15 protein-coding genes, 1 pseudogene and 1 riboswitch are annotated in these 19,141 nt (G+C 73.3%); of the genes and pseudogenes, 7 read left to right on the forward strand and 9 right to left on the reverse strand.

What is annotated here, in order from left to right; translation table 11 throughout:
* Window positions 1–21: 21 nt before the first annotated feature.
* Window positions 22–984 carry a 16S rRNA (cytosine(1402)-N(4))-methyltransferase RsmH gene (rsmH, locus tag ACH4U7_RS05560; RefSeq protein ID WP_089514110.1) on the reverse strand — a complete coding sequence of 321 codons (963 nt, stop codon included), beginning with the start codon at window positions 982–984 and terminating at the stop codon, window positions 22–24.
* A 417-nt stretch (window positions 985–1,401) separates the two neighbouring features.
* Between rsmH and ACH4U7_RS05565 the strand changes: the two genes are divergently transcribed.
* The 4 genes from ACH4U7_RS05565 (at window position 1,402) to ACH4U7_RS05580 (ending at window position 7,139) form a co-directional block, all read left to right on the forward strand.
* Window positions 1,402–1,977: a beta-class carbonic anhydrase gene (locus ACH4U7_RS05565; RefSeq protein ID WP_398526717.1), complete on the forward strand. Its 576-nt coding sequence runs from the start codon at window positions 1,402–1,404 to the stop codon at window positions 1,975–1,977.
* 202 nt (window positions 1,978–2,179) lie between these two features.
* Entirely contained in the window at window positions 2,180–3,319 is a 1,140-nt protein-coding gene (locus ACH4U7_RS05570; RefSeq protein WP_089514115.1) for a MoxR family ATPase, read from the forward strand.
* Between the two features lie 14 nt (window positions 3,320–3,333).
* On the forward strand, window positions 3,334–4,710 hold the full coding sequence (locus ACH4U7_RS05575; RefSeq protein WP_398527000.1) for a DUF58 domain-containing protein: 1,377 nt from the start codon (window positions 3,334–3,336) through the stop codon (window positions 4,708–4,710).
* The gene (locus tag ACH4U7_RS05580; protein WP_398526718.1) at window positions 4,707–7,139 is read left to right on the forward strand and encodes a transglutaminaseTgpA domain-containing protein; all 2,433 of its coding nucleotides are present in this window, start codon (window positions 4,707–4,709) and stop codon (window positions 7,137–7,139) included. The genes ACH4U7_RS05575 and ACH4U7_RS05580 overlap by 4 nt, the downstream gene beginning before the upstream one ends.
* Before the next feature lie 237 nt (window positions 7,140–7,376).
* On the opposite strand, the gene ACH4U7_RS05585 is transcribed toward ACH4U7_RS05580, so the two are convergent.
* The 3 genes from ACH4U7_RS05585 to ACH4U7_RS05595 all read right to left on the reverse strand — a co-directional run bounded on the left by ACH4U7_RS05585 (window position 7,377) and on the right by ACH4U7_RS05595 (window position 9,726).
* A complete protein-coding gene (locus tag ACH4U7_RS05585) occupies window positions 7,377–7,778 on the reverse strand; it encodes a DUF3040 domain-containing protein (protein WP_014180435.1) in 402 nt (133 codons plus the stop codon).
* A gap of 409 nt (window positions 7,779–8,187) precedes the next feature.
* Complete coding sequence (locus ACH4U7_RS05590) at window positions 8,188–8,970, reverse strand: methyltransferase (RefSeq protein WP_398526719.1); 783 nt, start codon at window positions 8,968–8,970, stop codon at window positions 8,188–8,190.
* Between the two features lie 231 nt (window positions 8,971–9,201).
* Entirely contained in the window at window positions 9,202–9,726 is a 525-nt protein-coding gene (locus ACH4U7_RS05595; RefSeq protein WP_398526720.1) for an SAV_6107 family HEPN domain-containing protein, read from the reverse strand.
* Window positions 9,727–9,998: 272 nt separating this feature from the next.
* Here ACH4U7_RS05595 and ACH4U7_RS05600 point away from each other — a divergent pair.
* Window positions 9,999–10,604 (forward strand): annotated as a pseudogene (locus ACH4U7_RS05600) (TetR/AcrR family transcriptional regulator); the annotation flags it as partial.
* Window positions 10,605–11,117: 513 nt separating this feature from the next.
* Window positions 11,118–12,734, forward strand: coding sequence for a phytoene desaturase family protein (locus ACH4U7_RS05605; protein ID WP_398526721.1), 1,617 nt, complete (start codon window positions 11,118–11,120; stop codon window positions 12,732–12,734).
* 119 nt (window positions 12,735–12,853) lie between these two features.
* Here ACH4U7_RS05605 and ACH4U7_RS05610 read toward each other — a convergent pair whose 3' ends face one another.
* From ACH4U7_RS05610 to ACH4U7_RS05630, 5 genes are all read right to left on the reverse strand, one after another.
* On the reverse strand, window positions 12,854–13,789 hold the full coding sequence (locus ACH4U7_RS05610) for a hypothetical protein (RefSeq protein ID WP_398526722.1): 936 nt from the start codon (window positions 13,787–13,789) through the stop codon (window positions 12,854–12,856).
* Window positions 13,790–13,828: 39 nt separating this feature from the next.
* The gene (gene metF, locus ACH4U7_RS05615; RefSeq protein WP_398526723.1) at window positions 13,829–14,746 is read right to left on the reverse strand and encodes a methylenetetrahydrofolate reductase [NAD(P)H]; all 918 of its coding nucleotides are present in this window, start codon (window positions 14,744–14,746) and stop codon (window positions 13,829–13,831) included.
* A 131-nt stretch (window positions 14,747–14,877) separates the two neighbouring features.
* The gene (gene thiE, locus ACH4U7_RS05620; RefSeq protein WP_398526724.1) at window positions 14,878–15,546 is read right to left on the reverse strand and encodes a thiamine phosphate synthase; all 669 of its coding nucleotides are present in this window, start codon (window positions 15,544–15,546) and stop codon (window positions 14,878–14,880) included.
* A gap of 192 nt (window positions 15,547–15,738) precedes the next feature.
* A complete protein-coding gene (locus ACH4U7_RS05625) occupies window positions 15,739–16,104 on the reverse strand; it encodes an Rv2175c family DNA-binding protein (protein WP_089514139.1) in 366 nt (121 codons plus the stop codon).
* A gap of 114 nt (window positions 16,105–16,218) precedes the next feature.
* On the reverse strand, window positions 16,219–17,469 hold the full coding sequence (locus tag ACH4U7_RS05630; protein ID WP_398526725.1) for an NAD(P)/FAD-dependent oxidoreductase: 1,251 nt from the start codon (window positions 17,467–17,469) through the stop codon (window positions 16,219–16,221).
* A 305-nt stretch (window positions 17,470–17,774) separates the two neighbouring features.
* Window positions 17,775–17,888, forward strand: a riboswitch (TPP riboswitch).
* Between ACH4U7_RS05630 and thiO the strand changes: the two genes are divergently transcribed.
* Window positions 17,885–19,135, forward strand: a complete 1,251-nt coding sequence (gene thiO / locus ACH4U7_RS05635; RefSeq protein WP_398526726.1) for a glycine oxidase ThiO — start codon at window positions 17,885–17,887, stop codon at window positions 19,133–19,135. (Overlaps the previous riboswitch by 4 nt.)
* Window positions 19,136–19,141: the final 6 nt, after the last annotated feature.

A 19,141-nucleotide genomic window follows, 5' to 3' on the forward strand; every position in this document is an offset into this window, starting at 1 on the left:
CGACGGCGTGCGCCGCGTCGCTCACGGTGCGACCTCCTCGCGGATGCGCTCCGCGCCCCTCAGGCGGGCGGGGGCGGCGCGGCGGTTTTCGGCGATCTCTTCTTCCGTGGGGAGCTCAGCGCCGCGGGTGAGCAGCTTGAGGCGGGGCTGGTAGCGCTCGGGGACGACCGGCAGACCGGGGGGTGCGGTGGTCTCAGCGCCGGCTCCGAGTACGTGCTTGACCAGGCGGTCCTCGAGCGAGTGGTAGGAGAGGACGGCGATCCGGCCGCCGACCGCGAGGGCCGCGACCGCGGCCGGGATGGCGCGTTCCAGGACCGTGAGCTCGCCGTTGACCTCGATCCGCAGCGCCTGGAAGGTGCGCTTGGCGGGGTTGCCGCCGGTGCGCTTGGCGGCCTGCGGCAGGGCTTCACGGATCAGTTCGACCAGTCGGGCGCTGTTGCGGAAGGGCTCCTTCGCGCGCTCGCGCACCACCGCGTCCACGATCTTCCTGGCGAACTTCTCCTCGCCGTACGTCCGCAGGATCCGCACCAGTTCGCCCGGCGGGTAGGTGTTGAGCACCTCGGCCGCGCTGATCCCGGTCGTCTGGTCCATCCGCATGTCCAGCGGCGCGTCCTGCGCGTACGCGAAACCCCGCTCGGCCTCGTCCAGTTGCATGGACGACACGCCGAGGTCGAAGAGGATCCCCTGGACGCGCGGGGTGCCGAGCCGAGCCAGGACCTCGGGGAGCTCGTCGTAGACGGCGTGTACGAGGGTCGCCCGGTCGCCGTAGGGGGCGAGCCGCGCGCCGGAGAGTTCGAGCGCTGCCGGGTCGCGGTCCAGGGCGACCAGCCGGGCCTCGGGGAAGGTGCGCAGCAGCGCCTCGCTGTGGCCGCCGAGGCCCAGGGTGCAGTCCACCACGACCGCTCCGGGCCGCTCCAGGGCGGGGGCGAGCATGTCCAGGCAGCGCTGGAGCATGACGGGGACGTGGAGAGCGTTGCTGCTCATGCGCTGCTCGTGCGCCCTTCTGAGGGTCGGGCGAGGAGGGCACGCACCGCTGGGTCCCCACCCGCTCTGAAGGGGAAGTGACCTACTGGCGCCGGGGAAGTGACGTCAGGCGGCCGGAGCGGGAGGAGGCCGAGTGGTACGTACGCACCGCGCTCACGCGAAATATCCGGGATCCTTGGGGAGTGTCGGGCCTCCCACTTCGCGCCACTTTAGTCCACTCGTCCCTTCGGTCAACCAACCGGCCAGCGTGCCCGCCGCGGGTGTCAAAACACGCCAACGCGAGCGGGCGGGCGCACTCAGGCGCGGGCGCCACCCGTGTGGGGTCTCTCACACGAAAGGCCGCGTGCCTGTCGATACACCCGTTTGCCCTATCTAAAGAAAAGACAAAATCCCCTGGTGGAAGGTAGTGTCCCAGCCATGTCGATATCCGCGCCGCAGCCGCTGCCCCAGCCCACCGACAGCACCGACAGCGCCGACAGCGCCGCCCGCACGGGAGGTACGGTCACTGATCGCCTCGTAGAAGCCAACCACCGTTACGCCGCCGAGTTCCAGGACCCCGGCATGGACGCGCGCCCCGTGCTGCGCGTCGCCGTGGTCGCCTGCATGGACGCGCGTCTCGACCTGCACGAGGCGCTCGGCCTGGATCTGGGCGACTGCCACACCATCCGCAACGCGGGCGGTGTGGTCACCGACGACGTCATCCGTTCCCTGACCATCAGCCAGCGCGCGCTGGGCACCCGCAGCATTGTGCTCATCCACCACACGGGCTGCGGTCTGCTGAATCTGACCGAGGACTTCCGGCACGACCTGGAGGCCGAGGTCGGCCAGCGGCCGTCGTGGGCGGTCGAGGCGTTCAAGGACCTCGACACCGACGTACGCCAGTCGATGCAGCGGGTGCGGACTTCCCCGTTCCTGCTCCACAAGGATGATGTGCGCGGCTTCGTCTTCGACGTGACGACGGGTCTGCTGCGCGAGGTGACGCCACGCGGGTGAGCCGGTTTTAACTCCTCAAAACCCTCCAGTCCCGACAAATTACTCCGGGTTATCCACAGCCGAGTGACGAGATGAGGCCGGGACCGCAAGAATGCGTATGTGACATCGCCCCCCGCGGCTTGCGGGGGGCTGATGTCAGCGTGTTGCGGTGGGCCGGTCCGTTCCGAGGGCATCGGCCCGAGATCGGGCCGAGGAGGGCCGGGTGACGACCTATGACGAGCGAGCGAGCCTCAGCGATCTGACCACCACAGCGGAGCGGATCCGCAGGTCGGTGGAGGGTGTGATCGAGGGCAAGCCCGAGGTCGTGCGGCTTTCGCTGACCGTACTGCTCGCTGAGGGACATCTGCTGCTGGAGGATGTCCCGGGCGTGGGAAAGACCATGCTTGCCAAGGCGCTCGCGAAGTCCATCGACTGCTCGGTGCGCCGTATCCAGTTCACGCCAGACCTGCTGCCGTCGGATATCACCGGCGTGAGCGTGTACGACCAGCAGCAGAAGGATTTCGAGTTCAAGCCGGGTGCGATCTTTTCCCAGATCGTCATCGGCGACGAGATCAACCGGGCCTCGCCCAAGACCCAGTCGGCGCTGCTGGAGTCGATGGAGGAGCGGCAGGTCACCATCGACGGGCAGACCTACGAGCTGCCGACCCCCTTCATGGTCGTGGCCACGCAGAACCCGATCGAGATGGAGGGCACGTACCCGCTGCCCGAGGCGCAGCGCGACCGCTTCATGGCGCGCGTGTCGATCGGCTATCCGAGCCCGCAGGCCGAGCTCCAGATGCTGGACGTCCATGGCGGTGTCTCCCCGCTGGACGATCTGCAGCCGGTGGCCCACGCCCATGAGATCGCCAAGCTCATCGAGGCGGTCCGCGAGGTCCATGTGGCCGAGGCGGTCCGGCGGTATGCGGTCGACCTGGTCTCCGCCACGCGGAACCACCCCGATCTGCGGCTGGGCGCCTCCCCACGGGCGACGCTGCATCTGCTCCGGGCGGCGAAGGCGGCCGCGGCGCTGACCGGGCGGGACTTCGCCCTGCCCGACGATGTGCAGTCGCTCGCGGTGGCCGTGCTGGCCCACCGGCTGCTGCCGACCGCGCAGGCCCAGCTGAACCGGCGCACCGCGGAGCAGGTGGTCGCGGACATACTGCAGCGCACCCCGGTGCCGAGCGCTGCCCCGCGCGGCGCGGGGCAGCAGGTGCCGCCCGGCGCGGCCCCCATGCCACCGCCCGGGGCGCCGCTGCCGCCCGGTGCCGGTCCGGTGCCCCCGGGCGCCGGTCCGATGCCGCCCGTGCCGCCCGCGCCCCCGGTTGAGTACGGTCAGCAGCCGCCGGGAGCGCGGAGGCTGTGATGACGGCAGGGGGGATGCCCATGGCCCCCGGAGACGGCGACGGCCGCGAGGACCGGGGCGGGTTGCGCGCGGCGCTCGCCGGCCTGACCACCCGCGGCCGTTCGTTCCTGGCGGCCGGGGTGGCGGCCGCGGTGTGCAGCTATGTCCTGGGGCAGGCGGATCTGCTGCGGGTGGGGCTGCTGCTCGCGGTGCTGCCCCTGGTGTGTGTGGCCGTGGTCTATCGCACCCGTTACCGGGTGGCGGGCAGCCGGCGGCTCTCGCCCGCGCGGGTCCCGGCGGGCTCCGAGGCCCGGGTGCATCTGCGTATCGACAATGTCTCGCGGCTGCCCACCGGCCTGCTGATGCTGCAGGACCGCGTGCCTTATGTGCTCGGGCCGCGGCCTCGCTTCGTGCTGGACCGGGTGGAGCCGGGCGGGCGTCGCGAGGTGTCCTATCGGGTCCGCTCGGATCTGCGCGGCCGCTATCCGCTCGGCCCGCTGCAGCTGCGGTTGAACGACCCGTTCGGGATGTGCGAGCTCACCCGCTCCTTCAGCGCGTACGACACGCTGACGGTGGTGCCGCGGGTCGAGCCGCTGCCTCTGGTGCGCTTCGCGGGCGAGGCCATGGGCTACGGCGACGGGCGGCACCGGTCGCTCGCGCTCGCGGGCGAGGACGATGTCATCCCGCGCGGCTACCGCCACGGCGACGATCTGCGCCGGGTCCACTGGCGGTCCACCGCGCGCTACGGCGAGCTGATGGTCCGCCGTGAGGAGCAGCCGCAGCGCGCCAGCTGCACGGTGCTGCTGGACACCCGGAGCGTGGCCCACCAGGGCTCGGGGCCGGACTCGGCGTTCGAGTGGGCGGTCTCCGGAGCGGCCTCGGCCGCGGTGCATCTGCTGGAGCGGGGCTACGGGGTCCGGCTGCTGACCGACACCGGCAGCTCGGTGCCTGGCCCGGACAGCGGGGGCGGCTTCACCGGCTCGGGCCATGACTCGGCGGACACGGCCGGGCTGATGCTCGACACCCTCGCGGTGGTGGACCACTCCGAGGAGGCCGGGCTCTCCCGGGCCTACGAGGCGCTGCGCGGAGGGAACGAGGGACTGCTGGTGGCGTTCCTCGGCGATCTGGACGAGGAGCAGGCGACGATGGTCGGCCGGATGCGGCACCGCACCGGGACGGCGGTGGCGTTCGTCCTGGACGGCGGCGCCTGGTCCCGGGGCGCGTGGGCGCCGGACCCGCGCGGTCTGGAGGAGCGGCTGCGGCTGCTGCGGGAGTCGGGGTGGACGGCGCTGCCGGTCACCCCCGGCACCACGCTGGCGCAGCTGTGGCGGCAGGCCGACGCCCAGGGCGGCGTCCAGGCCGACGCCGGGCGGCCGCTGGCGGGCGGCGGTATGACAGGGGGCTGGGCATGAGCGGAAGCGTGCGACTGGCGATATGCGCCGCGCTGGCGACGATGGCGGCGGCCTGCGCGCTGCTGCCGCTGGTCGACAAGCCCGGCTGGCTTGTGCAGGCCGCACTGCTGCTGGCGATCCAGAGCACGGTGGGCGCGCTGGCCCGCCGGGTGCCACTGGCGCGCCCGCTGACGCTGGCGGCGCAGGCCGTGGTGGGCCTGCTGCTGCTCACGATCACCTTTGCCCGCCACGAGGCGCTGGCCGGGGTGCTCCCGAGCCCGCAGGCGTTCCAGGCGCTCGGGCGTCTGCTGCAGCAGGGCACGGTCGACGTGGGGCAGTACGCGATCCCGGCGCCGGTCACCGACGGCATCCAGCTGATGCTGGTCGGCGGGGTGCTGGTGATAGGTCTTGTGGTCGACGCGCTGGCGGTGACCTACCGCAGCGCCGCCCCCGCCGGGCTGCCGCTGCTCGCGCTGTACTCGGTCGCGGCGGGCCTGTCCGACGGCGGCGACGACTGGGTGTGGTTCCTGGTGGCGGCGGCCGGCTATCTGCTGTTGCTGCTGGCCGAGGGGCGGGACCGGCTGTCCCAGTGGGGCCGGGTGTTCAGCGGCGGCGCCCCGCGCCCGTACGGGATGGGGCCCTCGGGCCTGGCCGGGGCTGGCGGCAGCCCGGCGCTGGCCCCGGTCCGCACCGGCCGCAGGATCGGCGTGCTGGCGCTGGGCATCGCCCTGGCGGTGCCCGCGGTGCTGCCGTCCCTGGACGGCGGGCTGCTGGACCAGAAGAACGGCGGCGGTGGCGGGGGCGGGGGAAACGGCACGATCTCGGCGGTGAATCCGCTGGTGTCGCTGCAGGACAGCCTGAACCAGCCGCAGAACCGCGAGGTGCTGCGGTACCGCACCTCCTCCCAGACCACCCAGGACATGTATCTGCGGATCGTCGCGCTGGACAAGTTCGACGGGGCGGCGTGGAAGTCCTCGGAGCGGCATGTCCAGGACGTGCCGGACGATCTGCCCACCCCGGCCGGTCTCGGCCCCTCCGTCCGTGTCTCCTCGATCGACACCTCGATCCAGGCCGCCGACTGGTACGCCCAGAACTGGCTGCCCCTCCCCTACCCCGCCATGAAGGTCGACATCGACGGCCGCTGGCGCTACGAACCGGAGGGCCGGACGCTGGTCGGCGACCGCGGCCAGACCACCCGCGGGATGCGGTACCAGGTCAACAGCCTGGTCGTGGAGCCGACCGCGGCGCAGCTGGCCGCCGCGCCCCAGCCGCCGGCGAAGCTGCTGCGGGAGTACACCAAGGTGCCGGACTCGCTGCCGTCCGTGGTCGCCCGCACGGCGCGCCAGGTGACCGCGGGCGCTTCGAACGCGTATGAGCAGGCGGTGAAGCTGCAGGACTGGTTCGCCGTGAACGGCGGGTTCCGCTACGACACCAAGGTGCAGTCGGGCAGCGGCTCGGCCGCCATCGTCAAGTTCCTCCAGCAGAAGGAGGGCTTCTGCGTCCACTTCTCCTTCTCCATGGCGGCCATGGCCCGCACCCTGGGCATCCCGGCCCGGGTGGCCGTCGGGTTCACCCCCGGCACCGCGCAGGCGGACGGCTCGGTGTCGGTCGGGCTCAAGGACGCCCACGCCTGGCCCGAGCTGTACTTCGAGGGCGTCGGCTGGACCCGTTTCGAGCCCACCCCCAGCCGCGGCACCCAGCCCGACTACACGATGGAGCAGACGCCCTCCGGCGACTCCACCGATGACCCGACGCAGGCGCCCACCGCGTCCGAAGAGCCGTCGGCCGCGCCGTCGGCGTCGGACAGCTGCGCGCAGGACATGAAGAAGCTCGGCGAGTGCGGCGGGGCCGCGGGCGAGCAGCCCGACAAGCCCTCCTCGGGCGGCGGCTGGTCGGTCAGCAAGCGGATCGGCTGGAGTTCGTCCGCGGTGCTGCTGCTGGTGATCCCCCTGCTGCCGATGCTGTGGCGGCAGCGGCTGCGGGCCCGCAGACTCAGCGGCTCGGCCGGGCGCACCGAGCAGGACGCCGCCGACCGGATCCTGGCGGCCTGGCGGGAACTACTCGACACCGCCTGGGACTTCGGGATCGTGCCGGACGACTCCCAGACCTCGCGCAACGCGGTGGCCCGCATCGTGCGGATGGCGGAGCTCGACCAGGAGGCGGCCGAGGCGGCGCGGCGGGTGGCCGCGGCGGTCGAGCAGGTGCTGTTCGCACCGCGGCCGCGGCCGGCGCCGGGCGTCGGCGACGAGGTGCGGCTGGTGCTGGCCGGATTCCGGGCCAAGGCCGGGCGGTGGGACCGGCTGCGGGCGCTGCTGGCCCCGCGGTCGGCGGTCCGGGTGGTCTGGGCGGCCTCGGCGCGCTGGTCCGCGCTGGTCGCGCGGTGGGGCGCGCCCCGGTGGGCACGGTGGATGTCCGGGCTGCGGGGCGGCCCCCGCCGTCAGCAGGGCTGACGGGGACGAGGGACGCGACAGCGAAGCGAGGGGCGGCCGCCGGGTGGCGACCGCCCCTCGCTCATGTACGACCCTCGCTCATGTACGAGATGACGCGTGCGCTTGCTTATGCGCGCTTCTGGTGCTGGTTGCGCTGTGCTCGCGCCGGTACGTGTGGCCCAGGTACGTGTGGCCCAGGTACGTGTGGCCCAGGTACGTGTGGGCCACGTATGTGTGGCCCACCCGGACGGTCAGGGCTCAGTGGCCCTGTTCATCGCGGCGGCGCTGCCACCGCTCCTCGATCCGGCTCATCATGGAGCGGCGCTGACGGCTCTGGCGACGGGCCGCAGGCCCGCCCCCGCCCGCCTGGGGCCGCTCGCCGGGCTTGGGCGCCTTGCGCCAGCCGGTCACCGCGAGCCCGGCACACCCCAGCATGACGAGGAAGCCCACCACGCTGATCCAGATCTGCTGCGGAATGATCACGCCGACCATCAGGAGCGCAACGCCCACCAGAAAGCCCGCGATCGCCTGATAGACCCGTCGCCGGGTGTACGTGCGCAGGCCGCTGCCCTCAAGCGCTGTCGCGAACTTGGGGTCTTCGGCGTACAGCGCTCGCTCCATTTGCTCGAGCATGCGCTGCTCGTGCTCCGAGAGCGGCACGGAGTCCTCCTACTCGTCGGTCGCGGGGGGCGACCGGGTGCGACCCTTTCAGGATAGGCAGGGAATCGCCCCCGTGAAACCCGCCCCTCTGCGCCAATTCGTCACCGGTACGCGCGTGGCATTAGTTGACGCTGAGACGTGCATTCCCCTCCCGCCGATCCGCCATGCCCGACGGTGTACCTCGATCATACGGGGCAAGGCGGCCGATCGGAGGGCCTGTGGCCTACTCCACCTGCGCCGTCCGTGATGCGGTCACGCAGGCCGGAGGGGTCTGAGCGACCCCGGGGAAGCAGAGGCAGGCCCCCACGCCACCGCAGTGACATCAGCCTCCCCCAGCTACCGCTGGGAGGTGCCCCCTGCACCAGACGACACGGGAACCCACCCCCACTTCCCCGGGGCCGCTCAGCGGTCACTCGCGCTCCGCGAGCACATGCAGCTGGGTGGCGACGGAGTGGAAGGCGGGCAGCTCCGCGGCGGCGGCCTCAAGTTGCAGCAGGGCGTCCAGGGCGTCCGGTTCGGTGTCGACCAGCACACCGGGCACCAGATCGGCGAAGACCCGCACCCCGTGCACCGCCCCGACCTCCAGGCCCGCCGCCGCGATCAGTCCGGTCAGCTGCTCGGGGGTGAAGCGGCGGGGCATCGGGTCGCCGGCGCCCCAGCGGCCGGCCGGATCCGCAAGCGCTTGCCGGGCCTCGGTGAAGTGGCCGGCCAGCGCCCGGGCGAGCACGGCGCCGCCGAGGCCCGCCGCGAGCACGCTGAGGGTGCCGGCCGGGCGCAGGGCCGCCGCCGCGTTGCTCAGGCCCTCGGCCGGGTCGTCGACGTACTCCAGCACGCCATGGCACAGCACCACGTCATAGCCGCCGCGCTCGGCCACCTCGAACAGGTCGGCGGCATCGCCCTGGACCCCGCGCACCCGGTCGGCGACACCGGCCTCGGCGGCCCGCCGCTCCAGCGCGAACAGCGCGTTGGGGCTCGGGTCGACCACCGTGACACGGTGGCCGAGGCGGGCGACCGGCACCGCGAAGTTGCCGCTGCCGCCTCCGGTGTCGAGCACGTCCAGCACACCGGGCGCGCGGTCGCCCTCGCCGAGGCCCTGGCCCACCGCCTTGACCCGGCGGTCCAGGGCGTCTTTGAGGACCTCCCACACCACGGCGGTACGGAGGGACGCACGGGGGCGCAGCGGGTCTGACACGGCGGGTGGCTCCTCGGCGCGGTGCCGCCACCACCTGCGGCGGTGACGACGAGTTACTGACGTCGGCGCTCCCAGCCTATTGCCTCTGGCGCGATGCTCCCGCAGCTACGGCCGGGAGGCGCCCCCTGCGCTGGTCCGAGGACCGCCCGCCCCCGGCACCTCCCTGCCGGGTCCCCGGCGCCTCCCCGCCGGGGCCCGGGAGGGAGGCGCTCCCGGGCGCCCGGCCCGCCGCTACGCGCCCTCCTTCTCGCCGGGCGCGGCCGGCTGCGGCAGCGCGGGCTGGAGGGCCAGCATCCGCTCGACCAGGCGCAGGAACATCGAGACGGCGCGCAGCAGATCGTCGGCGTCCCGGCAGTTGGCCGCGCCGGGTATGCCCGCCTCGGCGCGGGCCCTGCGGTCGGCGCCCGAGGCGAACAGGGCGCTCCACTCGGTCAGTTCGGGGGCGACTTCGGGCAGCACTTCCCAAGCGCTGCGGATCCGCGCGCGGCGGCGCGCGGTGGGCTCGGGGCGGCCGCGCACGGCGAGCACGGCGGCCGCGGTGCGCAGGGCGGCGAGGTGGGCGGTGGCGAAGCGCTCATTGGCGGTCTCCAGCCCGGCGGCCTCTTCCAGGCCGTGGTGGGCCTGGGTGAGCAGGTCGAGGGCGGCGGGCGGCGCGGACGCGCGGCGCAGCACGGGGTGGACATCACTCGCGGGACCGGTCAACGAAGGGGCAGGGGCGGCGGCACGGTGCCGGCGCGCTGCGGCGGTACTGGCCATGACGAACCTCCTGTCGTCGCGTGGCGGCCGGTCATGTGGTAAAGCGACCGCCGTATGGGCCCATCGTGGGGCACACCACTGACAATCGACTCTGACCTGCGCGGACGTCCCGGAATGGCGTTCGATTGGCCAGCCGCTCCGACAATGCGTCTCGCCGTCACGACCGCGTCCGGTCAGGTCGGTGAAGCGACTTCACCCGGAGCTGAGCCTATGATCGTCTCGGGAACGGGCCTGTGAGCGGGACCACTTGGGCAGCGGGCACAATCAGCGCCATGGACAGCAGCAGCACGCGTCGCCAGGCCACCCGGCAGAAGCTTTTCGAGGCAGCGGTCACCCTCATCGCGGAGCAGGGGTTCTCCTCCACCACCGTGGACGAGATCGCCGAACGAGCCGGAGTGGCCAAGGGCACGGTCTACTACAACTTCGCGAGCAAGACCGTGCTCTTCGAGGAGCTGCTGCGGCACGGCATCGAGCTGCTGACCGCCTCGCTCCAGAGCGCCGCCGACGAGACCGCCGAACGCGGCGGCAGCCATGTCGACGCGCTGGACGCGATGGTCCGCGCGGGCCTGCACTTCATCGCCCGCCACCCCTCGCTGACCCAGCTGTACGTCGCCGAGCTGTGGCGCACCAACAGGGCCTGGCAGCCCACGCTGATGCTGGTGCGGCGGCAGGCCATAGCGGTGATCGAGTCGGTGCTGCGGGAAGGCGTGGCCGCGCGGGAGCTGAGCGAGGACATCGACATCCCGCTGACGGCCTCGGCGCTGTTCGGGATGGTGCTGGTGGCGGCGCTGGACTGGCAGTCGTACCAGCCGGAGCGGTCGCTGGACGATGTGCACGCCGCGCTGTCGCGGCTGCTGCAGGGCCGTGTGGGCGGAGCCCCGACTCAAGGTGTCGGAGCCCCGACTCAAGGTGTCGGAGCCCCGGCTCAAGGTGTCGGAGCCCCGGCCCAGGGTGTCGGAGCCCCGGCCCAGGGTGTCGGAGCACCCGCCAAGAGCGCCCGGACCCCGGGCTGAGCCTGACTGGCCCCAGAGAGGTTCCCCCAGCTACCGCCGGGGGGACCCCCTGTTCTGGTGCGGTTCGAACCCCGATCGATCCGCACCAGAACAGGGGGCGCCCCCAGCGATGGCTGGGGGAAACCTCCCCGTCCCCTGTGTTCCCCCGGGGGTCTCCCCCACTCGGAAGGTCGCCACGCCGTTCCGCCGCCCCGTGTCGGCGGTCCGGCGCCGCGCCCCTTCCGCGTCCACCACTCTCCCGTCCGCGCAGGTCATGCCCCATCCGCACGGCTACTCATCTGTCCGCCTAGGTACCTGTACTCAAGCCCTGGGCGGTTGTCCCCAGGCCGCGGTGCCCGGGGTGCCCGGGTGTCAGTGGTGGCGGATAAAGTCGCGGTCATGGCACGGATTGCGGTGATCGGCGCTGGGATGGGCGCCATGGCGGCCGCCGCCCGGCTGGCCGTCGCGGGCCACCAGGTGGCGGTGTACGAGCGCGGGCAGACTCATGGCGGCGGGGTCGGACGCTTCGAGCGGGACGGCTTCGCCTTCGACACCGGCCCCGGGCTGCTCCATCTGCCCGCCGTCTATCGCGATCTGTTTGTGAAGACCGGCAAGGAGACCCTGGAGCAGTGCGTCGAGCTGACCCAGGTCGACCCCGCGAGCAGGCATGTCTTCGCCGACGGCACGGATGTCCCGCTGCCCAACGCGTCGCGGGCGGGGGTCGTCCGGGCGCTGGACGACGCCTTTGGCGCGGGCGCGGGCGAGCGCTGGAGCGACCTGGTGAACCGGGCGCGCGAGGCATGGGACGCCACCCGCAGACCGCTGCTCGAGGAGCCGCTGCGCGCGGACTGGCAGACCCTGGGCCGCGACCCGTATCCGGCGCCGGCCCGGCGCGGGGTCTCCGGGTGGTTCCGGCGGGACGGTGGAGCCGCCCGGAGACCCGCCGCGCTCGCCGATGTGGCGCGCCGCGAGCTGAAGGACCCCAGGGCCGTCGCCCTGCTGGAGAGCCATGCGCTCGCGCACAGCCTTGATCCGCGCACCGCTCCGGCCAGTGCCGCGGTGCTGCCCTATCTGGAGCAGACCTTCGGCACCTGGTACGCGCGCGGCGGCATACGGGCGCTGGCAGACGCGGTGTACGAGCGCTGCCGGGCCCGGAAGGTGCGGTTCAGCTTCGGCGCCGAGGTCGTCGGCATCGTCGAGAAGGACGGGCGCGCGGCGGGCGTGGAGCTGGCCGACGGCTCGGTGGCGGAGGCGGACGCGGTGGTGGCCGGCATCGACCCGGCGCTGCTGCCCGCGCTGCTCGGCGGCGCCGAGCCCTGGCACGACGGCGATGTGCGCCCCGGCGGCGGGGCGCTCGGCAGTGGGCCCGGCGATGGGGCGGCGGGGCGGCTCACGGTGTTCCTCGCGCTGCGCGGCGCGCGCCCCGAGGACACGGCGCACCGCACGGTGGTGCACGCTCCGGATCGCGACGCCGAGCTGGCGGCGGTCTTCGGCGAGGCAGACGGGCCCGGCGGGCCCGGCGGGCCCGGCGGGCCCGGTGCCGGTCTCGGGACGCGCGCGCCGTGCCCCCGCCCGACGGTGACCGTGCTGCGCCCGGACGACCCCACGACCCGCCCCGACGAGAACCACGAGGCCGTCACGCTCATCGCGACCGTCGCCCCGCACGGGCCGGTCGACTGGATCGACGGCACGGCCGCCGAGGAGGACGCGGACCGGCTCGTGGCGGTCGCCGAGGCGGCGATACCGGGGCTGCGCGACCGGCTCCTGTGGCGCGAGGTGCGCACCCCCGCCGACACCGCCGCGGACACCGGCGCCACGGGCGGCGCCGTGCCCGGACCCGCGCTGGCCGGCGCGGAGGGCCGCTTTCTGCGCCCCGCGAACGCGACCCGGCTGCCGGGCCTGTATCTGGCGGGCGGCTGGGCGCATCCGGGCGGCGGGCTGGCCCATGCGGGGATGTCCGGCACGATGGTGGCCGGCCTGATCGTCGGCGGCGCGGACTGGCGCGGCTCGCAGTGACCGCAGCGGCCGCAGCGACCACTGCGGCGGTACGGCGCTGATACGGCGATGCTGCGGCAGTGACGGGGCGCCGACGAGAGCCGTCGGCGCTCAGCCGTCAGTCAGTAGCGGTACCGCTCTCAGTAGCGGTACCGCTCGTCGTAGCCGCCGTTGTTGTAGTCCTGCTGCTGGTACGGGTACTGCGACTGGTCCTGCGGAAGTCCGCCGTCGCCGTCGCGCTGCTGGGGGACCCATCCCCCGCCGGGCTGCATCCCGGCGTCGGGGGCGTACTGCTGCTGCCCGCCGTAGGAGGGCTCCGCGGCATAGTGGTCGCTGAGGGCGTCGCCGCCGCCGTACTGGTCCTGGCCGTAGGCGGCGTACTGCTGGTGCTGGTCGCCGTACTGCTGACCGCCCTGCTGGTCGTACCCCGGCTGCTGGGAGCCGCCGTACGGGTCGGTGTAGCCCGCGTACGCCCCGGCGCCGTAGCCGTACTGCCCGGCGTCCGCGTAGAGGTCCTGGCCGTTGCTGTGGCCCTGGGCCGCGTCCGCGTAGACGTCTCGGCCGTCCGTGGTGCCGTAGCCGCCGTAGGTCTCATAGCCGCCGTAGCCGCCGACCCCCGCGCCCGGCGCGCTCTGTGCGGCGTGCGCGGCGGAGTCGCCGTAGACGCCGTACTCGCCCGTGTCGTCCGGCAGCGGCTCCGGCTGGTACGCGGGCGGCTCCGGTGCGGCCATCGGGACCGCCTCCAGGTCGGAGACCTGGAGCGTCGGGTCGGCGTCCACCGGGGGCGGGGCGCCCTCGTCCTCCCCGCGGCTGAGGCCGGGCACCCCGCGCAGCGCCCACCCGGCGGCGAAGCCGCGCCGGAAGGACAGCGTGACGTACGTCTGGCCGACCGCGAAGGTGATCGCACCCGCGCCGATCACCGGCACGGACGGGATGAGCACCCCGGCCACCACACCGAGGAAACCGGTGAAGGCGAGGAGCCGCCAGCGCAGCCGCGCCTTGTACTGCAGCAGCACCTCTCCCAGCAGCCACAGCGCGACCACGCCGAACGCGATGTAGAGGACCGTCCAGCCCATGCCCGCCCCTCTCGTGCGGCCGCCCGTCGGCTGCCGTCCTCAGGACCGCTGATGCAGTCCCAGATTCTCGTAGATCTCCAGCGTCGCCGGGGAGTGGTTCAGCGTAATGAAGTGAAGTCCGGGGATCTCCTCGGCCATCAACCGCGCGCACAATTCCGTGGCGTAGTCGATTCCGATCGAGCGTACAGCCGCCGCGTCGTCCTTCACCGCCAGGATCCGCTCCGCGAGGTCGGGCGGGAAGGCGGCATTGCTCAGCTGCGCGAAGCGCTCGATCTGCTTCACGTTTGTGACGGGCATGATTTCAGGGATGATCGGCGTCGTACAGCCCGTGGCGGCGACCCGGTCACGCAGCCGCAGATAGTCCTCGGCGTAGAAGAACATCTGGGTGATCGCGAAGTCCGCGCCCGCGCGGCACTTGTCGACGAAGTGGCGGACGTCGGTGTCCCAGTCCGCCGAGCGCGGGTGCATCTCGGGGAAGGCCGCGACGCCGACGCAGAAGTCGCCCGACTCCTTGATCAGCTCGACCAGTTCGGCGGCGTAGCTGACGCCGTCGGGGTGGCGGACCCACTCGCCCATCGGGTCGCCGGGCGGGTCGCCGCGCAGGGCCAGCATGTTGCGGATTCCGGCGCCCGCGTACTGCCCGATGACGTTGCGGAGCTCGGCGCGGGAGTGGTTGACGGCGGTGAGGTGGGCGACCGGGGTGAGCGTGGTGTCGGTCGCGATGCGCTCGGTGACGCGCACGGTCCCCTCACGGGAGGAGCCGCCCGCTCCGTACGTCACGGAGACGAAGGTCGGCGAGACGGCTTCGAGCCGGCGGATGGCGTTCCACAGCGTCTGTTCTCCCTTCTCCGTCTTCGGGGCGAAGAATTCGAAGGAGTACGACTGCTCGCCTGATGCGAGTAGATCACGCACCGTCCGCGCGCGATCTGTCCTGGTGGAGGCTGTGCCAAGGGCCATACGGGAAGGTTAGCCAGCGGTGCGGCACAGGGACAGCGGGCGGGGGCGTTATGCCCCTTTCGCCGGGTCTTGGTCCGTACTGCGGACACTTTGCCGACAACGAGCCGACGACGGGCAGAGCCACACACCTCTCACAGATCGCGAGCGCGCACCCGCTTGGCCAGCTCGGCGGTGGCCGCGCCGGGGTCCTCGGCCTCGGTGATCGCCCGCACCACGACGATCCGCCGCGCGCCCGCCTCCAGCACCTCGTCCAGGTTCGAGGCGTCGATTCCGCCGATGGCGAACCAGGGCCGAGCGGGCTTCAGGGCGGCCGTGTGGCGCACCAGCGACAGGCCCGGGGCGGACCGCCCCGGCTTGGTGGGGGTGGGCCAGCAGGGCCCGGTGCAGAAGTAGTCGACGCCCGGCTCGGCGGCCGCGGCCTCCGCCTCGGCCGGTGCGTGGGTGGACCGCCCGATCAGCACATCCGCGCCGAGGATCGCGCGCGCCGCCGGGACCGGCAGATCGCCCTGGCCCAGGTGCAGCACATCGGAGCCGATGGCATGGGCGACGTCCGCCCGGTCGTTGACCGCCAGCAGCTTGCCGTGGCGGCGGCAGGCGTCGGCGAACACCGCGAGATGGTCAAGCTCCTCGCGGGCCTCCATGCCCTTGTCACGCAGCTGGACGATGTCCACCCCCGACCCCAGGACGGCGTCCAGGAACTCCGGCAGATCGCCCTGGCGCCGGCGGGCGTCAGTACACAGATAGAGCCGGGCGTCAGCAAGCTGCTCGCGGGCGGTGGCGGTGGCAGTGGCGGCGGCCATTGGGACGGCTTTCCCCCTGGATCGGCGGCTGGATCGGGCTGGACAGTCGGCTGGATCGGCGGCGTTCCGGCCGCGTGTGGGCGGCGTATCGGCGGCGTACGGACCGGAGCGGCCGGCCCGTACGCCGCGGGTGGTGATTCAGACGATGACGGTACGGATGGTGCGGTGGGTCAGCGGCGGCTCAGCCGCGGCTCAGACGGCGAGCGCCTGGGCGCGGCGCTTGACCTCGGTGCCGCGATTCTCGTGCAGGGCCTGAGCCGGGGTGCCGGGCAGGCTCGGGTCCGGGGTGAAGAGCCACTCCAGCATCTCCTCGTCGCTGAAGCCGTCGTCCCTCAGCAGCGTCAGGGTGCCCACCAGGCCCTTGACGACCTTTCCGTCACCGATGAACTCGGCGGGCACCTGAAGCACCCGATTCTCGCCACGGCGCACCGCGATCAGCTGACCCTCCTTGACCAGCTGCCGCACGCGCGTCACCTCGACACCGAGCCGTTCGGCGATGTCGGGGAGGGTGAGCCAGGCGGGGACGAGAGCATCGATCTTTGCGTCAATCTCGGTCACGGGACAAGCCTGCCATCTCGGACTGACAGTGGGTAGTCGGGCACCGGGCAAGACGCCGTCAACACCGCCGTCGGCCGCGCCTCTGCCAAGGTCGCCGCAGGGGTGCGCCGAGGGTCACAGGACCGCCGACTTGAGCGGCACCGACGGGTCCGCGGCGAGGGCGCGGTCCAGCCGGGAGCCCTGCTCGATCAGCTTGCGGCCCTGGGCCAGATCGCGCGGACGGCCGACGGCCAGCAGGGCGACCAGCGCCCCGTCGCGCAGCCAGCACACCGACCAGGCCGCGCCCTCCGGGTCGCCGCGCCAGACGAGTTCGTCGGCGGCGGCGTGGTGGCCCGCGTACTGCACGAAGCGGCCGAACTGCTCGGACCAGAAATACGGCACCGGGTCGTAGACCGAACCGGTGAAATGCGCGGTCCGGCTGCCGACCACATTGGCGGCGACGGTGCGCGGCCCCTGGAGGGCGTTGTCCCAGTGGTGCACCAGCAGCCGCTCGCCGTAGCGTGCGGAGGGGAACGACGCGCAGTCCCCGACGGCGTAGACGTCGGGCGCCGAGGTGCGCAGCTGTTCGTCGGCGGCGACGGACCGGTCCGGGGCCAGCTCGACGCCCGAGCCCGCCAGCCAGCCCGTGGCGGGCCGCGCCCCGATGCCGACGACCACCGCGTCCGCGCTCAGCCGCGTGCCGTCCTGGAGCAGCACCCCCTGCGCGTCCACGGAGGCCACCTGCGCTCCGGTGACCAGCTCGACGCCGTAGTCGGCGTACCAGCCGGCCATGGGGGCGGCGACCTCGGCCGGAAGGGCGCCCGCCAGCGGGCGGTCGGCGGCCTCCACGACGGTCACGGCGCAGCCCGCCTCGCGCGCCGCCGTGGCGAACTCCGCGCCGATCCAGCCCGCCCCGACCACCACGATCTCGCGCTGCCCGGCGAGCACCGGACGCAGCCGCTCCGCGTCGTCGAGCGTGCGCAGCAGATGCACACCGGGCACGCCCTCGCCGCCGGGCAGGGTGATCGGCTCGGCGCCGGTGGCGATCACCAGGACGTCGTACGACACCGGGCCCGACGCGGTCTCCAGCCGCCGCGCGCCGGTGTCCAGGCCGGTCACGGACACTCCGAGCCGCAGCTCGACGCCGAGCGCGGCGAAGTCCACGTCGAAGGCGGAGCCCTCGGCCTTGCCGAGCAGCACGGCCTTGGACAGCGGCGGCCGGTCGTACGGCTGGTGCGCCTCGGCGCCGAGCAGCAGAATGCCGCCGGTCCAGCCCTGGTCGCGCAGCGCGACAGCGGTCTGCACCCCGGCCATTCCCGCGCCGACGATCACCACTTGCTGCCCGCTGCCCCCCGGGGACGCCGACTTCGTCGTCTCATCGCTCACACGATCACTGTAGGGCGGCGCACGGGGCGCACCGGAGAACCGACTGACGAGATCTCGGGCACAGGGGCGGCCGGGACCCCGGACCGCCCGGCGGGGCTCGCCCTTCCGGGCGGTTCCGGCTAAGCGGCCCCGGGGAAGTAGGAGTGGGTTCCCGCGTCGTCTGGTGCGGTGCATCGCAAGGCGGAGGATCGCCCTCGTAGTGGGCCTACTCGGGCGACTCCGACAACGCAGCGAGGTGCCGTGCCAGGCGGCGTGGGGGCCTGCGCCTACTTCCCCGGGGCAGCTTAGTACTAGGGTTGGCGGGACGAAGCACTCGCGGGAGCCCGACGCAGCGGGCTGAGAGGGAGGCTGAAGCGGCCTCCGACCGTACGAACCTGATCCGGGTCATGCCGGCGAAGGGAGGGGCGTTACGCCCATGCACGCATCTCGCACACCCTCGTCTACGGGGCCTGAGGGGTCGCCGGAAGGGCCGTCGGACGGGCCGCCGGGCCGGCCGTACGACGCGCTGGTCGTCGGCGGCGGCATCATCGGCCTGGTCACGGCGTGGCGGGCGGCCCAGCGGGGCCTGCGCACCGCCGTCGCCGACCCGGCGCCGGGCGGCGGCGCGGCCCAGGTGGCGGCCGGAATGCTCGCGGCCGTCACCGAGCTCCACTACGGCGAGCAGACGCTGCTCGCCCTCAACCTCGCCTCCGCGCGCCGCTATCCGGAGTTCGTGGCCGAACTGGAGGAGGCGAGCGGCCGGGACGTCGGCTTCCGCACCTGCGGCACGCTCGCCGTGGCCTTCGACCCCGACGACCGCGCCCACCTGCGCGAACTCCATGACTTCCAGCGGCGGCTCGGGCTGGAGTCGCAGTGGCTGACAGGGCGCGAATGCCGGCGCCTGGAGCCGATGCTCGCGCCGGGCGTACGCGGGGGCCTGCGCGTCGACGGGGACCACCAGGTCGACCCGCGGCGGCTGGCGGCGGCGCTGCTGACCGCGTGCGAGCGGGCCGGCGTGGTCTTCCACCGCGCCCACGCGGAACGGCTCACGCTCGCGGCGGACCGCGCCACTGGCGTCGAACTCGCCGACGGCACACGGCTGGCGGCCGAGCGCACCGTACTGGCCGCGGGCAGCTTCAGCGGGCGGCTCGCGGGCGTCCCCGAGGGCGCGCTGCCCCCCGTACGCCCCGTCAAGGGCCAGGTGCTGCGGCTGCGCGTACCGCCCGCGTACGCGCCGTTCCTGTCCCGGACCGTACGGGCCGAGGTGCGCGGCGGGCATGTCTATCTGGTGCCGCGCGAGAACGGCGAGCTGGTCGTCGGCGCCACCTCGGAAGAGCTCGGCTGGGACACCACGGTCACCGCGGGCGGCGTCTACGAACTGCTGCGCGACGCGCATGAGCTGGTGCCCGGCATCACCGAGCTGCCGCTCGTCGAGACCCGCGCCGGGCTGCGCCCCGGCTCCCCCGACAACGCGCCGCTGCTCGGCCCCAGCGCACTGCCCGGCCTGCTCGTGGCCACCGGCCACTACCGCAACGGCGTCCTCCTCACGCCCGTCACGGGCGACGTCATGGCCGAGGTGCTGACGCGCGGCGAACTCCCGGACGAGGCCCGGCCGTTCTCCCCGCTGCGCTTCCCGGCCGCGCCCATCGGCCCCACCACCCCCGTACCGCAGGAGCAGCCCGTATGAGCGTGT

The sequence above is a fragment of the Streptomyces sp. NPDC020845 genome (assembly GCF_044334165.1).
In the GTDB taxonomy this organism is placed as follows: Bacteria; Actinomycetota; Actinomycetes; order Streptomycetales; family Streptomycetaceae; genus Streptomyces.

Bases quoted from the DNA above. Each gene is read 5' to 3' on its own strand.
- rsmH (WP_089514110.1), bottom strand. From the start codon at position 984: ATGAGCAGCAACGCTCTCCACGTCCCCGTCATGCTCCAGCGCTGCCTG.
- ACH4U7_RS05565 (WP_398526717.1), top strand. From the start codon at position 1,402: ATGTCGATATCCGCGCCGCAGCCGCTGCCCCAGCCCACCGACAGCACC.
- ACH4U7_RS05575 (WP_398527000.1), top strand. From the start codon at position 3,334: ATGCCCATGGCCCCCGGAGACGGCGACGGCCGCGAGGACCGGGGCGGG.
- ACH4U7_RS05580 (WP_398526718.1), top strand. From the start codon at position 4,707: ATGAGCGGAAGCGTGCGACTGGCGATATGCGCCGCGCTGGCGACGATG.
- ACH4U7_RS05595 (WP_398526720.1), bottom strand. From the start codon at position 9,726: ATGGCCAGTACCGCCGCAGCGCGCCGGCACCGTGCCGCCGCCCCTGCC.
- ACH4U7_RS05605 (WP_398526721.1), top strand. From the start codon at position 11,118: ATGGCACGGATTGCGGTGATCGGCGCTGGGATGGGCGCCATGGCGGCC.
- ACH4U7_RS05610 (WP_398526722.1), bottom strand. From the start codon at position 13,789: ATGGGCTGGACGGTCCTCTACATCGCGTTCGGCGTGGTCGCGCTGTGG.
- metF (WP_398526723.1), bottom strand. From the start codon at position 14,746: ATGGCCCTTGGCACAGCCTCCACCAGGACAGATCGCGCGCGGACGGTG.
- thiE (WP_398526724.1), bottom strand. From the start codon at position 15,546: ATGGCCGCCGCCACTGCCACCGCCACCGCCCGCGAGCAGCTTGCTGAC.
- thiO (WP_398526726.1), top strand. From the start codon at position 17,885: ATGCACGCATCTCGCACACCCTCGTCTACGGGGCCTGAGGGGTCGCCG.